8 protein-coding genes are annotated in these 15,871 nt (G+C 50.9%); 2 read left to right on the top strand and 6 right to left on the bottom strand.

Annotated features, from left to right (window positions below):
- Positions 1–25: 25 nt before the first annotated feature.
- The 6 genes from L6466_RS07985 to L6466_RS07960 all read right to left on the bottom strand — a co-directional run bounded on the left by L6466_RS07985 (position 26) and on the right by L6466_RS07960 (position 14,048).
- Positions 26–5,320: a non-ribosomal peptide synthetase gene (locus L6466_RS07985; RefSeq protein ID WP_237803254.1), complete on the bottom strand. Its 5,295-nt coding sequence runs from the start codon at positions 5,318–5,320 to the stop codon at positions 26–28.
- A gap of 32 nt (positions 5,321–5,352) precedes the next feature.
- Positions 5,353–6,174: a sensor histidine kinase gene (locus L6466_RS07980; RefSeq protein ID WP_237796544.1), complete on the bottom strand. Its 822-nt coding sequence runs from the start codon at positions 6,172–6,174 to the stop codon at positions 5,353–5,355.
- 8 nt (positions 6,175–6,182) lie between these two features.
- Positions 6,183–9,011, bottom strand: a complete 2,829-nt coding sequence (locus tag L6466_RS07975) for a sensor histidine kinase (protein WP_237803256.1) — start codon at positions 9,009–9,011, stop codon at positions 6,183–6,185.
- On the bottom strand, positions 9,008–10,618 hold the full coding sequence (locus tag L6466_RS07970; RefSeq protein ID WP_143005671.1) for a WD40 repeat domain-containing protein: 1,611 nt from the start codon (positions 10,616–10,618) through the stop codon (positions 9,008–9,010). The genes L6466_RS07975 and L6466_RS07970 overlap by 4 nt, the downstream gene beginning before the upstream one ends.
- 6 nt (positions 10,619–10,624) lie before the next feature.
- Positions 10,625–11,788, bottom strand: a complete 1,164-nt coding sequence (locus L6466_RS07965; protein ID WP_237803257.1) for a PP2C family protein-serine/threonine phosphatase — start codon at positions 11,786–11,788, stop codon at positions 10,625–10,627.
- Positions 11,789–11,861: 73 nt separating this feature from the next.
- Positions 11,862–14,048, bottom strand: a complete 2,187-nt coding sequence (locus L6466_RS07960; RefSeq protein ID WP_237803258.1) for a sodium-translocating pyrophosphatase — start codon at positions 14,046–14,048, stop codon at positions 11,862–11,864.
- A 124-nt stretch (positions 14,049–14,172) separates the two neighbouring features.
- Here L6466_RS07960 and L6466_RS07955 point away from each other — a divergent pair, with 124 nt between their 5' ends.
- Together L6466_RS07955 and L6466_RS07950 are read left to right on the top strand one after the other, a co-directional pair.
- The gene (locus tag L6466_RS07955) at positions 14,173–15,249 is read left to right on the top strand and encodes an ATP-grasp domain-containing protein (RefSeq protein WP_237803259.1); all 1,077 of its coding nucleotides are present in this window, start codon (positions 14,173–14,175) and stop codon (positions 15,247–15,249) included.
- 8 nt (positions 15,250–15,257) lie between these two features.
- Positions 15,258–15,857 (top strand): manganese efflux pump MntP, encoded by a 600-nt coding sequence (locus L6466_RS07950; protein ID WP_091818771.1) that lies wholly within the window; start codon positions 15,258–15,260, stop codon positions 15,855–15,857.
- Positions 15,858–15,871: the final 14 nt, after the last annotated feature.

Genomic DNA, 15,871 nt, shown 5'->3' with positions numbered 1-15,871 from the left:
CATAAAAACAATTATACGTTACACATTATATTTGCGACAGACAGAAGCTGACGTTATTTGTATCCAACAGACGGAAGTGGCTGGTTGACACAGAATGGACGCAGAGGTGAGGCAACAAGCGGCGCCAGGAGGCATCGCTATCAGACTTCAGTTCCTTGTCTGCCATCTGTGTGGCTTCGAAATAATCCACACTACCACTATAGAACGGCATGGGCGAATAATCCTCTATGGGATTGATATACTCCTCCATTTGATGGAGCCTGCCAACAACCTTAGAGATATCGAAATAGGTGTCGAACAGCAACACACGTGGAGTCTGATTTGTTTCCTCGTGCCACTTGACTGCACAACGATAGCTGAACTCGCCACCAAAGCTATGTCCCACGAAGACGCTGACCTTGGCATCAGCAGGGAGACTATGGCGAATCAGTTCAATATAGCCATCCACTATTTCTGACTTGTTCTTGCCAGCAAACAATGTACGGATATGCTCCTGAAGGGGTTCGATGACAAAGACGGAATAGCGCTGACATAAACGGGTGATCAGCGGCTGCAACAAATGGTAGGAAGTGAGTCCTTGAACGACCACGGCAACAGGTTTCGAGGCATCGTAGCCCTGAGCCCAGTCGCCAACAGTGGTTTTGTGGGCTGCTATCTTCTTAATAGTCTTTAACCGGAGTATGTCATTGACTTTCAGATTGAAGTCGGCTTCCTTAGCCAATACTGCCAGTTTAATGGCATTGAGTGATGACAACCCCAGCAGAGTCAGGTCATCAGTAATACCCACCTGTTCGATACCCAATATCGTCTTAACGATGTCGAGCAAGACCTTCTCCCGTTGATTTGAAGGTGGTTCTGTAGTACCATGACTTAATGTCATACTCGTTGCCAGTTCTGTGAGCTGCCGATGATCAATTTTTCCATTGGGAGTCATCGGCATTCTTTCCAGTTGTACAAGCTTCGAGGGCACCATATAAGAAGGCAGTGAGTCTGTCAGACTCTTGCGTAATACCTTTGGACTCATCTCACTGCTGTCGGAAACATAAAAGCCCATCAGGTACTGAAGGTTGTTATGTTTGTTCACAATTACTGCCGACGTCTGAATACCAGGCAGACTATTAATGCAGCTCTCTATTTCGCCCAGCTCTATTCTGTAGCCATTAATCTTCACCTGATTGTCTATGCGTCCGTGGAATATCAGTTCGCCGTCCTGGCTCCACTTCACCAGATCGCCTGTGCGATACATCTTCTCGCCTGGCAGGAAGGGACAGTCGACGAAACGCTCACGAGTTTGTTGCTCTCGTTGCCAATAGCCACGAGCCAACTGCGGTCCCACCAGACATAACTCACCCATAGCGCCCCAGGGGACAAGACGCCCTTCAGAACCGACAATCAGCGACTTGCTGCCAGGAACGGGATGCCCAATGGGAATATTCTCGTATGTACAATCAGGATCAACGATGTGATAAGAAGAACAGACCGTAAATTCTGTAGGTCCGTAACCATTGATAACCTTGACACCCGTATTTCGGTTGACATGCAGATTCTCGCCTCCAAGGAACAGATAGCGTAGCGACAGGTCCTGACTCTCAAGCAGTTCCATTCCTATCTGCGTACTCATTGTCAGACCCGTAATTTGGTTGTCGGTAAGATAGCGGCTGAAAGCCACTATGTCATAACGCATGGCCGATGATATGATATGAATCTGTGCACCACATGTAAGTGGTCCAAACAAGTCAGGTATTGAGGCGTCAAAGCTGAAGCTGGGGTGAAGTGCGCACTTGTCTCCAGCCTTTAATTCTTCCATAGGAATCAGCCAATTCAGCATGGCACAGAGCGAATGATGTTCTATCATAACACCCTTAGGTTTGCCTGTAGTGCCCGATGTGTAGATGATATAAGCCAGCGATTGCGCTCTACTATAGTCTAATGGCGAAACAGTAGAAGAAAAATCGAAATGATCTAATAAGATAATATGTCGCTGACTATCATTCGACCTTAAATCATGTTTCTCTGCCAGTTCACTGGTGGTTATCAGGAATCGGGCATTCAGGTCGTTCAGCATGAAGTCAATACGAGCCTGTGGATAGTCAGAGTCCATCGACAGATATGCGCCTCCAGCCTTGAATACTGCGAGGACAGCAATCACAAACTCTTTACGGCGTGGAAGCATCAGTGCCACAAAAGCGTCGTTAGCAACTCCAGCCTTGACAAGTGATGCAGCCAGACAGTCAGACTGTCTGTCCAGTTCTGCGTAAGTGATAGAAGATAGCTTATCGACAACGGCTATTGCATCGGGAGTGAGTGAGACCTGATGCCTGAATAATTGAATAAATGTCTCTGACGCATCTCTTTTGACTTCCTTCCCGCAGCCCATGGTTAGCAGATTCTCCATATCTTCATGCGACAGAAGAGGAAGCGACATCAAAGTCACCTCATCATTGTCAACAGCCGCAAAGGTCTTAATCAGGTGAATGTAGCTTTGCAAAATCCTCTTCACAAAAGCATCTGAATAGATGTTGCTGTGGTATTCCGCATGAAGCGTGAGTTGGTTGCCATTTCTGGAAATCTCGAATGCCAGTTGCTCGCCGGTGGCATTATCCATCAGAGGTATCTGACAGTATGGCGCTCCGCCAATACGGTTTGGAAATTCGATGTCGCCCTGATAGGCAAAGAGAATCTGACTGCCAATATAGTGATTCATGGCTCTGAGCTCGGCAAACGAATAAATATCGTTTGCCATGCTGCCCATCAGTTGTTCTTTGATAGTCTGTAGCAATGTTCTCAGCGTTGTCTGCTTGTCCCATTTCTCATAGACGGGCAACGTCTTTACCAACATCGAAACAGTACGGTCCAATCTTAATTCATGACGACCGTGATAGATGGTAGCGAACAGAGACTCTTGAGAATAGGTATAGTGTCCCAACAGATAACCAAAGACTGCAATCGTAAATACATTAGAAGTCACACCAAAACGTTGGCACGCCTCGTTCAGTTCTTGTACACTCAAACCCAGGTCAGCCTCCTGTTTTCCAAATGTGGTAGCAAGTCCGTTGCTGTCGGCAACGGGCAGGGATGTGATTTCCAGACTTCCAAACACATTTGTGTTCCACTCTTTGGCATCACTGTAAGCTTTTGTTTGTCGTAGAGCCTCTTCCTCCTGCGCTACCTCAAAGCCACTGAAAGACTCACCTTCCAGATGCTCACCATGATAAGCTTTCTCTAAGTCGGATAGTACAACGCCCATAGACATTCCATCGAAGATAACATGATGGAAGTCCATGAAAAGATAGGCATTCTTCGGCGTAGCAATGATACGGATACGGAACAGTTGGTCATGAAGCAAGTCAAAGGGTTGCATCAGTTGAGGCTTTAGATAGTCAAATTCCTCTTCCGAAACATATTCTATCTCCTGCCTATAACTCTCGTCATCATTCCTGCGCTGACGGGGATTGCCGTTGCTGTTGATAAACAGGCGAGTCTTCACAAAGGGATGGGCCTCTACTACGGCCTCAAGGGCTTTTGCCAGACGAGGTAGATCCAGCCCAGGGGCCAGTTTGAAAAGCGTGCTGTTGTTATAGACCACCTCGCCCTGTCGAGCCATGCATGCAGCAAAGATTCCCAACTGCGTCTGACTCAGTGGGTAGTCCGCCAGGCGTTCAAAACTGAACTCGCCCTTCTTGCTGATGGCTTCGGCTATCCTGCGTGGCGTGCGATGCGTATAAATCATTCGGGCGTCGATAGACAGGTCGGCACACAGCGTCTGCAACTTCATCACACGGATGCTGTCGCCACCCATCAGGAAGAAGTCCTCATTGACACCTACCTGCGTATGGCCCAGTGTACGTTCGAAGGCAGCACACAACTTCGCCTCTGTATCGTTCTGAGGAGCCTCGTAGGGCGCACGCTCTATGACGTCGTCCTCCACAGCAGGCGACTGCAGACTCTTGCGGTCGGTCTTGCCGTTCATGTTGAGCGGAAAACTCTCCATCTTCACGAAATAGACCGGTACCATGTAGGCAGGCAACTTCGACGTGAGGTAGTCGATGATTTCCTGCTCCGTGACGCCCGTCTTCGAGATATAATAGCCGCAGAGATACTGACGCTTATTACCAGAAGTAAAACCCTTGACGATGGCGTTGTCGATGCCAGGAATCTTCTTGAACACCGTCTCCACCTCACTCGGTTCTACGCGCTGCCCGTTGATTTTCACCATCCAGTCCTTACGGTTCACGTATATCAGGTTGCCGTCTGGCCGAGCCCTGACAATATCGCCCGTATGAAGCCATCCGCCCCGATACAGTTGTGCCGTACGCTCCGGGTCCTTATAGTAGCCAGGCGTCAAGTCGCCCCGATAACACAGTTCTCCCTCCTCGCCGAAAGGCACCTCGTTGCCGTCCTCATCCTGTACACTATATATATAAGGTTCTACAGGGATACCGATAGGCGTATTGTCGTAGGGTTTGTCAATCATAAACGTGCAGCCGATGCCAGCCGTCTCCGTCTGACCACAGTAGTTGACGAGCTTATACCCCTTAGGGCCTACACCCGACACACGCTCAGATGCAGTAAACACCACCTTTAATGCCTGTGATTTATTCTGGAAATAGGGTAGTACCGAAGGAGGAATAAATACAAACTCGATACGCTGCTCGGCCAGGAAATCCTCCAGTTTACGAATATCCATCCTGATATTCTGAGGCACCACGTTGACGGTCTTGCCCCTGGTGATGAAATCATAAATCAGTTTGCAGGCCACAAAGAACATTGGCGCCGTGACAGCCATCACCGACACATCCAAATCCTGGAACATCTTGTCAGGGAATAGCGGAATGCCAAACGAGCGAAACGAGTGGAGCACACCCTTTGGCTGCCCCGTACTGCCTGACGTATAGAAGAGGGCGTTGATGTCGTCCTCACCAGGCAGTGCCGACGGTTCTTTTGGTTCTGTGGATGCCATCTCGCTCATCACCTTCTCATCAATCAACAGGGGCGATTCGCTATGCTCCATAATCTGCTGAATACGAGACTCCGGAAACTGGTCGCCCATGGGAATGATAGCATGACCTGCCAGCCAGATGCCAATCTCAGCAGCTATATACTCCATACTCGTGGGCAGACAGATGCCGATGAAAGAGTGGGCGGGCAACCGACGCTTGTCGATATAGCCCACAACCCTGCAAACCATGATATACAGCTCTTCGTAGGTTGTTTCCCGTTCGCCAGCATGGTCAATGATAGCCGTCTTTTGGGAATAATTCTCAAAAGCATCCACTATCCATTTTATAAATAATGCGGTAGTAGAGTCTGTTTTAACCATTCGTATGGATTTTTCTCCTGTGAAAGAAGGAATCAATTTTTAATTGGAATTATAAAAGTGAAACTCGTGCCCTGTCCCAGCGTTGACTCGAACGACAGTTTGCCTCCGTGTTTGTTTTCTACGATATCGCGTGTGATGCCCATGCCAAGACCAGTGCCTTGTCCTACGGGTTTGGTGGTAAAGAAATTCTCATAGAGATGCTGCTTCACCTCGTCGCTCATACCCTCACCATTGTCGGCCAGCGAGATGGTGAGTTGCTTGCCGTCCGACTTCACGCATACCGTTACCTCCGGCTGATAGTCAGCACCCGTTGCCTCGGCCTTCTTCTTTACAGCATAGCAGGCATTGTTCATCACGTTGAGTACGGCACGACTCAGATCCTGTGGGATGACCATAATCGGAGGCAGACCCTCCTGATAGTTCTCACGGATAGCTATGTTAAAACTCTTATCGTTGGCACGCATGGCGTGATACGACAGCCACACATACTCCTTGACCAGGTGACAGATGTCCGTCGGGATAAACTCGTTTTCCTTGCCACGAGAAATGAGCAGTATGCCCTGAATGATGCTGATGGCCCGTTCGCCATGCTCCACAATCTTAGACATATTCTCTTTCAGGTCGGCCACGATATCCTCCACCTCCTCACGGTCGTCCTCACTCAGTTTATCTTCGTTGTCCTCTACAATCTCAGTCAGATCACTCAGCAACTTGTTCGACATCTTACTGAAATTAATGACGAAATTCAAGGGGTTCTGAATCTCGTGGGCAATGCCGGCGCTGAGCAGTCCTAATGATGCCAGCTTCTCCTGTTGCTTCAGTTGTTGCCTGAGGTTTTCCATTTGCTTCTCCATAATATGTATCAGTTTTGAAGAATTGGTAACGTAATGGTTATTATTGTATAATTATCTTTCTCGGACGCTATCTGGATGTCGCCACCGTGATCCTGTATCACTTCATGACTCAGATAGAGACCGATACCTGCTGCCTCACCTGTTGGCTTCGTGGTGAAGAAGGGGTCGCAGACCTTGTCAATGATGCTTTCCTCTATGCCGATACCGTTGTCGCGAACGGTGATGGTAGCAAGCGCGTCGTCCTGAGTCAGCGTGACAGCCACCTCCGGCGTATATTGCGTGCGTGCTGCTTTCTTCTCCAGCGCATACATCGCATTGCCTAGAATACTCATGATGGTCATACTGATCAGCTCTGGATTACCATTGATATTGACACTTGTCTCAGGTATAGAGAAAGGTGCCTGGATGTTGAACGCAGCAATCTTCTCCTTGAAATAGTTGTGTAGCATCTCTTCGTCCTGTCTCAGGATGCTACAGAGGTCTATTGCCATCTTGCCACCCGTGCGGTCTTTCAGGATTTCCTCCATTGCCTTCAGCGTGCGTGTGGTGTTCAGTCCGTGCTGTTCCACCTTCTCCAGGTTCTGACTCAACATCTCCAGCACATCCAGCGTGTCCTCGAAGTTCTCCTTGTCCATGTGCTCCTCCTCGTCCTCGATATTCGCCTTGAGGTCTTTCAGCAGTCCGCACGACAGTTTTGAGAAATTATTGATATAGTTCATCGGGTTGAGAATGCGGTCAATCAAGCCCTGCGTCAGTTTACCGGCCGTAGCCATCTTCTCCTGACGAATCAGTTCGTGCTGCGCCTCGCCCAGGTCTTTGAGGGCCTGCTCCAGACTCTTTGACTTCTCTTCAATTTCGTCCTTCTGTTTGACCACCTCGGCCGTGCGCTCCTGCACAATATTCTCCAGACGCATCTTTTCCTTCTCCAACCGGTGCAGACGGAAACGTACGAGGAGGTAGATCAGGATACCAACCACAACCAGGTAGAGAATCATCATGTACCATCGCTGGTAGAACGGCCGCTGAATCTCAAATTTCAGGGCTTCTGCCTGCGTCACCTGTCCGTAGGCATCCATCGCCTGCACCTCGAAGGTGTATCTTCCTGGTTCCAGACTTGGGAACTTAGCCTCCTGCTCGTTGTCCCATGCCGACCACGACTGATTGTTCAACCTGTAGCGATAGCGTGTCTCCTTGATCAGGATGGTGTTGTCCAGTGCGAAGGTAAACTCCAGGTTGCGCTCATCGCTGCTGAGTCTCTGCAACTTGCTTGGCATCTTACCGTAGCCACCCCACAAGATGCTGTCGCCATTCAGCTTGACGCTGCGTATAAACAGTTTTGGACTGCTATCCAGTATGGGGTCAGAGAATTTCACCTTATAGGTAATCAGACCAAAGTCGCCACCCAAGATGAGCCTGTCCCTGTCGAAGAACAACATATCGCGTACATTATATTCGCTGATAGCGTTCAACTGCTGCGTGAATCGCCTGTCCTTGATGCCATCCTTGATGCAGTAAAGCCCTCGTCCGTCGCTATTTGTGAGCCATGTGGCCCCGTCCTTGTCCAGATAAGCCATCTGAGGGTAGGGGATGGGGTCTGTCTGGTTGGCACTGATGGTGAGCAGTTCCTTGTTCGTTGGCACAATCATGCCCGGCACGGTCTTGTCGCCCTCCAGCACCACCTGATGGAACGCCTTCTCTGCCTGCTTCTTGCACCAGATGATGCCATACAGATTCTGCAGCCAGATGGTCTCCTTCTTATCTATATAAATATGTGTCACGCGCTCCAGGTCGGCTATCTTCTCCCTGCGACCGTTGTCGCCGTTCATGAACACACCCTCCGACTCACCAGTATAGAATCCGCCCTGCGCCTCCTTCACCGACATGGTGTTGTGGTCGTTCAGTCGCTCGGCCACCGTCTTCTCCTTCATCAGGTACAGACCGTTGCTCGTAGCCACCAGCAATCCCTTGGGTGTGGTAATCATTTGCCAGCAAGGGTGGGTCATATCGGCCACCTGACGGAAGATTTTTCCATCCATGAAAAACAGTCCGTTGGCAGTGCCCACGTAGAGCGTTCCCTCATGAAAGATGATAGACAGTACCTCGCCACGGAGTCCCTCTTGCGCTGTGGCATGCGTGTAGGTAGTAGGTACGGCGATGCAGAACAGGCCGTTGTTCGTGGCGCCCCAAAGGATGCCTTTGCCGTTGTAGGCCAACTTATTGATAGCGTTCGAGCACAGACCGTTGTCCTCCGTAATCAGATAGGCCGTCTGCCCGTTGCTCAGAATATTCACGCCGTTGGCCCCCGTTGTCTGCGCCTTCAGTCCGAATCCTATGTCAATAAACTCGTTGTCGGGTGCCGTCTCCAGCAGGCGCTGCGAGGCCTCCTTCACCTCGCCCTTACTGAGCGTGTAGCCGTAGCCGTCCTCCAGTTGGAAGACCATCTGGTTGCCGTTCTCCCAAATCCTGGTGACCACACCCTGAAAATTACCTTTCTTCACGGCATTATGCAGCATCAGCTCACCCTTGTCGTTGCTCTCTATGAAGCCCAGGTAGTTGTAGCCGCCAGCCCAGATCGTACCCTTCCGGTCGCGATAGAGGGTCGTCACACGGGTGATGTTGGGCGTATGGATGATGCGCCATTCTGCCTGGTCGTAATACAGCAGACCTTCAAAGTTGGCCACATACACAAACCCCTTGTCGTCTGTGGTGATGTCGAAGTTGCGGTTGTGCGCCTGATACTCCTCAGCGCTAAAGTTGCGCAGGAATGGAATTCCCTGTGTGAAAGAATAGGTTGAGGCTGTCAGAAGGGCGAAGAGTATAAAGAGCCGTTTATTCATTTCTCACCTCCTTTCACACTATTGATAAACATCTTGTAAGAGGCACTCTTACCTATATAGTTATCCCATTGCTCCTCCGTGAGCAGATGCGCCTTCAGTCGGTTTACCATCACATCGACCGATACCAACGTCTCCGTCAGGTTGCCGTTGTTATCGCCCGACCACAGGTGCGTCTTCTTGTTATTGATGTTGAAGTAGCGAATCCATCCGTCCGACTGGTCCGACTGGAACAGTTGGATAGGTTCCACCTTCTCGTTTTCGTAGAGCCACAGGTTCATCTTGCCGTCGTAGCTGGAAGAGTAGAGTTGGTTGCCGTTCACCTTCAGTCGGGTGATGCGCGAACGATGGCCCACCAGTTCCTTTATTCTTCCGTTCTTTTCCTCCACATATATCTTGCCGTCGCTGGTGCCGTAGGTGTTGATACCCTTGTTGTCAGAGCGTGCAAAAGCCGTGACGATGCCCTTTACGGCAGTGGGCTTGCGCTTACTATCCAACTTGTCCGTGCTCACCATCTCGTGCATATATCCCTGTTCGTCGAAGAGATACGGATGCTTGTTGATGCGCCCCAGGGCCGTGATCTTGGCGTTCACACGTAGGGTGCCCTGCTGCTGGTGAGTCTTCGTATTAAAGAGTGCCACACTGTGTTCACCCACCACCACCAGCATGTCGTCGTTATACATATCCAGCGCCATGGGGTGACTGATGTCTGAGAGTACCACCTGCTGCGCCTTGCCGTTGGCCGGGATGACGACCAGATGGCCCGTGTGACTGGCGGCATAGATGGTGCCAGCCTTATCCACATACACGCTACGGAAGTCCAGTGCGCTGTTAGAGAACAGGTTGTGCGTCTTTAGTTTATCATCCTGATTCACATGACGGTATATCTCGCCATAGCTACTCACCGTTACCAGCTCTTTCTCTTTGTTGGGAACGAAGAAGATGCCCGTGATGCCACCCTTGTGCAGGTTGTTCCAGGTCGTCTTACTGTCGCTCACCTCCATCAGGGCCTGAATCACGGAGACGTGATACAGGTCGTTCCTGCTGCCGTAGGTCTTCGTCAGCCAATACGACGCAAAGACCAACCGCTTAGCCAGTTCCTTATTGCCGCCCGACTGATACTGATTAGAACCCATGGAGGCCAGCGAGCGTCCCAGCGCTATGTAGCTCAGGGTATCAGCCACGCGCTTGTTGAGCTCTGCCGTCTTCCTCTGGTCGTTGGCTATCTCGGCCTGCCGTTTAGCCTCCTTACTCTGAGCCTCGGCATTGTCGCGCTCCTTTCGGGCTATTTCTTCCGATGCCCTCGCCTGGTTTTGGGCGATGATAGCGCTCTGCTTCTCCTCCTCAGCAATCTCGGCCTGCTTCTTTGCCTCGACGGTACGCTCATCGCTGATGCGTTTCTGTTCGTAGGCAATCTCCTCCATCTGCTTGTTGATGCTTTGGTCTATCACGGCCCGGTGCTCTTTCTGACTCATCACGGCCAACTGCTGTTCCAGTTCGGCCGTCTTCTCCTTCTCGAAGTAGTAGCAGCTAAAGCCCACGGCGCATCCTGTGCCCAAAGCGGCACAGGCAATGCCCCAAAGCATATTATTTCTAATCAGCTCTTTCAATGCTTTTTACTTTCGTTTAAATGATAATAAGGTGATGTCGTCACTCTGAGGTGCGCCGTCGGTAAAGGCCTTCACACTAGCCAGGATATTGCTAATGGTCTCCTGACAGTTCAGTCCCTTCAGCGCCTCCAGCGTCTGTTTCAGTCGGGGCTCACTATACTCCTCCAGGGCATTGTTCACGGCCTCGTTCACACCGTCGGTATACATCACCAGCATGTCGCCCTGCTGCAGTTGCAGCGTGTTGGCGCTGAAGTCCAGTCCCTCTATAGCACCAATCATGCAGTTAGTGCTCATAGGCAGCGCCTCCACCTGTCCGCTGGCATGGAGCAGGTAGGGCGAGTTGTGCCCGGCGTTACAGTAGTTCACCTCGCCCGTCTTCGTGTTGTAGATAGCGTAGAACACGGTGACAAACATGCAGTTCACCGACTCCTTGCAGAGCAGTTCGTTGGCCCGTGTCATCACCTCGTTGGGTGCTATGCCCTGCATGCCGATAGCACGTATCAGCGTACGACTCACAGCCATGAAGATGGCTGCCGGCACACCCTTACCACTCACGTCGGCCATCACGAATCCAATCCTGTCTTCATCAATGCGGAAGAAGTCGTAGAAGTCGCCACCCACGTCCTTTGCAGGTGTCATCGAGGCAGCCACGTCGAGGATAGCCTCAAACTCAGGGAACGGAGGGAACACCCTGGGCAGTATGGCCTGCTGTATCTCGCCAGCCACAGCCAGGTCGGTCTTCAGCGACTCCAGTTGCGAGTGCTCCTTTTGTGACTCTTTGATATAATTAATCTGCTCGATAGCCTTCTCGATAGTGACACTCAGGTCGTCCAGGTCTATAGGCTTTGTGGCAAAGTCGAACGCACCGTTGTTCATGGCCTGACGGATATTCCCCATGTCGCCATAGGCACTCACCATGATACACTTCATGGCAGGGTTCTGCATCTCGTTGATTTTCGTGAGCAGCGTCAGTCCGTCCATCTCCGGCATGTTGATATCGCTCAGTATGATATCAAAATCTTTGTGCTGAAGCATCATGGTCAGTGCTTCCACACCATTGTGAGCAAAGTGGAACTCGTACTCTCCTTTACGGATCTTTCTTCTGAAATATTGTGTCAAGAGCAACTCGAGGTCCATCTCGTCATCGACACTAAGAATTTTTGTTGGCATAATGTTTATCTAATTTTTACTTTATATTTCGTTTATTTTCGACAACGGATTTAACGGATTATTATTTTTTTTTCTACGAGAACATCACTGTCAGTCCGGCCATCACGATGCTTACCATCGACATCAGTTTGATGAGGATATTCAGCGATGGGCCCGACGTGTCCTTGAAGGGGTCGCCCACGGTATCGCCAACGATGGTGGCCTTATGGGCAAACGAACCCTTGCCGCCGAAGTTGCCTTCCTCTACCATCTTCTTGGCATTATCCCATGCGCCGCCGGCATTGGCCATGAACACGGCGAGGGTGAACCCGCTCGACAGTCCGCCAACGAGCAGTCCCAGCACACCGGCAATACCCAGCACACAGCCAACGACGATAGGAATGGCGATAGCCAGGAGCGACGGTACAATCATTTCGTGCTGGGCTGCACGTGTGGATATCTCTACGCAAGAACCATAGTCGGGCGTGCCTGTACCTTCAAGTATGCCCTTGATCTCACGGAACTGTCTGCGCACCTCTTCCACCATCTTCTGGGCAGCACGTCCCACGGCCTCCATCGTGAGTCCGCAGAACAGGAAGGCGGCCATGGCGCCGATGAAGGCACCTACCAGCACGCGAGGGTTCATCAGGTTCACCTGGAAGTAGTTCATGAAGTCGGGTATGGTAGCGTTGATAGCGTCAATCTCCTCACCGGCCAGGTTCACGATGAAGTCGCCAGAGCGGTGCATCGCAATCTTCACCTCCTCGATATAGGAAGCCAGCAGGGCCAGGGCCGTGAGGGCGGCAGAACCAATGGCGAACCCCTTACCGGTTGCGGCGGTGGTGTTACCAAGAGCATCGAGTGCATCCGTACGGTGGCGCACCTCTTCACCCAGCTCACTCATCTCAGCGTTACCGCCTGCATTGTCGGCAATAGGACCGTAGGCATCCGTAGCCAGGGTGATACCCAGCGTAGAGAGCATACCCACGGCAGCAATACCGATACCATAAAGACCTTGCGACAGGGCGCTGGCATTCATGTCCATCACAAAACCATTGGCGCAGAGATAACTCAGCATGATGGCCACACCGATGGTGACCACGGGGATGCAGGTTGACATCATTCCCGTGCCGATACCCTTGATGATGACCGTGGCAGAACCCGTAAGACCAGCCTCCGAGATTTTCTGCGTGGGTTTATAGGAATGTGAGGTATAGTATTCCGTAGCTTGTCCGATGATGACACCTGCGGCCAGTCCTGTAATCACGGAGAACGAGAGCCCTAGCCAGTTGTCTATCTGGAGCAGATAGAGAATGCCGAAGGTAGCCGCGGCAATCAAGACGGCCGACACATTCGTGCCCAGCGACAACGAGTGTAGCAGGTCGCGCATCGTGGCACCTTCCTTGGTGCGGACAAGGTAAATGCCGAAGATACTCAGGAAAACGCCTACGGCAGCTATCAGCATGGGGGCGATGACAGCTTTCAACTGCATCTCGCCGGAAGCGGCAAAGGCTACGGCACCCAGGGCAGCTGTAGAGAGGATACTGCCACAGTAGCTCTCATACAGGTCGGCACCCATACCGGCCACGTCGCCCACGTTGTCACCTACGTTGTCTGCGATGGTTGCGGGGTTGCGCGGGTCGTCCTCGGGGATGTCGGCTTCCACCTTTCCCACGATATCAGCGCCTACGTCGGCAGCTTTCGTATAGATACCGCCGCCCACACGGGCAAACAGCGCCTGTGTTGAGGCACCCATGCCAAAGGTCAGCATCGTGGTGGTGATGGAGATGAGTCCGTCGGGATCAAAATAATTCAGGATGATAAACCATACTGCGATATCCAGCAGTCCCAAGCCCACTACGGTGAGTCCCATAACGGCACCGCTGCGGAAGGCTATCTTCAGTCCGCCATCCAGACTCTTACGGGCTGCGTTAGCCGTACGGGCTGAGGCGTAGGTAGCCGTCTTCATGCCAAAGAAACCTGCCAGTCCACTGAAGAAACCGCCCGTCAGGAAAGCAAACGGTACCCATGGGTTCTGTACACCAAAGCCATAGGCCATCACAGAGAAGATGATGGCAAGGATGATGAAAACAATCAACACCACTTTGTACTGCTGTTTCAGATAGGCCATTGCGCCACGTCTTACGTGACCGGCAATCTCTATCATACGGGGCGTGCCTTCTTCCGCCTTCATCATGCTGCGGAAGAAACTGTAGGCCATGCCAAGGGCCACTACTGAGGCAATTGGAACGAGCCAAAAAGCAATAGGTATATTCATCATTGGTTATTGTTTTTAGTCTATTTGTATAATATTATGTATTACATTTTGCAAAAGTATCACTTTTTTTTTATAAATACAAATAAGTTTGCGATTTTTTGAGTAATTTTGCCGAAAAATTGAGAATATGACTTTACATATATTTAATCCTGAACACGATATCGCCCTTGCAGCCAACCTCGCCAACTTCACCGCGCCTCATGCCGGTCGGCAGTTGCGCCATGACCTGGGCTTTATTCCGGCCTTGTGGGCTGAAGAGGGAGACAGCGTTCTTGTTGATAATCCTGAACGTGCCGCCTACGACTATGACCGTTTTCTTCATGCCGTCAACAGGCAACTGAAGGATTACGCGCCGGTCAGAAAAAATTTCCTCCCTCGTTGGGAAAATAAAAATCCCTCGTCGGACATCACGAAAATCCAGCCATGGGGATGGGATGTGGCCCTGAAGGCCCGTCTGAAGCGGAGTGGGGCAGACGAGCGCTTGTTGCCCACGGATGCTCAGTTGGACGTTATCCGTCAGTTGTCGCATCGCCGCACCTCAGCCCAACTCCTTCCGCTGCTGCAATGTGAAGGTACGGTAGGCGAGTCGTTAGAGTGTCATACGGAAGAAGAAATTCGCCTGCTTCTGGAGCGTTACGGCCGACTGGTTCTCAAGGCTCCCTGGTCGTCGAGTGGCAGGGGATTGCGCTTTGTGAACAGTACCACTTTTACCACGCATCAGGCCGGATGGCTGCGCAATCTGTTTGCGACGCAGGGCTCTGTGATGGCTGAACCATTTTTTGACAAAGAGAAGGATTTTGGCATGGAGTTCTATGCCGGTGAAGATGGCAGTATCCGTTACTTAGGACTCTCGCTTTTCCATACGGCAAACGGCGCCTATACGGGAAATATCCTGGCTGCAGAAAATAAAAAGCGTGAAATGATAAGCCGTTATATATCAATTGAATTGCTTGATAGTATTAAGGAAAATATTTGCAGTAGTCTGCCGGCCATCCTCAAGGGTGGCTATACCGGACCTTTCGGGGTTGATATGATGGTGGTCAAGGGCGAGCGTTTCCTGCTGCATCCTTGTGTGGAAATTAATTTACGCCGTACCATGGGACATGTGGCCCTGGCCTTGACGCCAACCGATGACGAGATGGTGCGTGTGATGAGAATAGAATTTGCGGATGGCCGCTACAAAATGAAGGTAGAAAGAGTATAGGTCTCATGATGAATCTATTTGATATATGGATGCTCTCCGTGGCGTTGGCCATGGATTGTTTTACGGTGTCGATAGCCAGTGGTGTGATTCAGGGCCGGCGGGAATGGCCTGTGATTCTCCGTATTGCCTTTCTCTTCGGACTTTTCCAGGCGATGATGCCTTTTTTCGGATGGCTCGCCACGAATTATTTTGCCCATTATATTGAAGCCTACGACCATTGGGTAGCTTTCGGTCTGCTGGCTTTTCTGGGCGGCAAGATGATTTATGAGTCGTTCCAGCCTGAGGAACAGCATTTCTTTAATCCACGGAAACTCCGCACCCAACTTCTCCTGGCTGTGGCCACGAGTATAGATGCGCTGGCCGTGGGCATCTCCTTTGCCGTTACGGGTTATTCCTCCATGTCGCTCCTCCTGGAACCACTTGTCTGGATTGGTCTGGCTTCCTTCTTTTTCAGTGTGTTTGGCCACCTGTTGGGACTCCGTTTTGGTGAGGCTGTGAGAAGGCGCATCCGCCCTGAATTATTGGGCGGTATCATCCTGATATTGATTGGCGTTAAGATTTTACTGACTCACATTTCAATTTTTTCTTCATTTTATTTGTCAGAATGATAAAGATTAACTAT

This window comes from Prevotella communis (assembly GCF_022024175.1).
In the GTDB taxonomy this organism is placed as follows: Bacteria; Bacteroidota; Bacteroidia; order Bacteroidales; family Bacteroidaceae; genus Prevotella; species Prevotella communis.
The sequence above is the reverse complement of the archived record's forward strand: the minus strand, read 5'-3'. Positions and strand labels throughout refer to the sequence as shown.

Excerpts from the sequence above, each read along its gene's own strand:
- L6466_RS07985 (WP_237803254.1), bottom strand. The coding sequence starts at position 5,320 with ATGGTTAAAACAGACTCTACTACCGCATTATTTATAAAATGGATAGTG.
- L6466_RS07980 (WP_237796544.1), bottom strand. The coding sequence starts at position 6,174 with ATGGAGAAGCAAATGGAAAACCTCAGGCAACAACTGAAGCAACAGGAG.
- L6466_RS07975 (WP_237803256.1), bottom strand. The coding sequence starts at position 9,011 with ATGAATAAACGGCTCTTTATACTCTTCGCCCTTCTGACAGCCTCAACC.
- L6466_RS07965 (WP_237803257.1), bottom strand. The coding sequence starts at position 11,788 with ATGCCAACAAAAATTCTTAGTGTCGATGACGAGATGGACCTCGAGTTG.
- L6466_RS07960 (WP_237803258.1), bottom strand. The coding sequence starts at position 14,048 with ATGATGAATATACCTATTGCTTTTTGGCTCGTTCCAATTGCCTCAGTA.
- L6466_RS07955 (WP_237803259.1), top strand. The coding sequence starts at position 14,173 with ATGACTTTACATATATTTAATCCTGAACACGATATCGCCCTTGCAGCC.
- L6466_RS07950 (WP_091818771.1), top strand. The coding sequence starts at position 15,258 with ATGAATCTATTTGATATATGGATGCTCTCCGTGGCGTTGGCCATGGAT.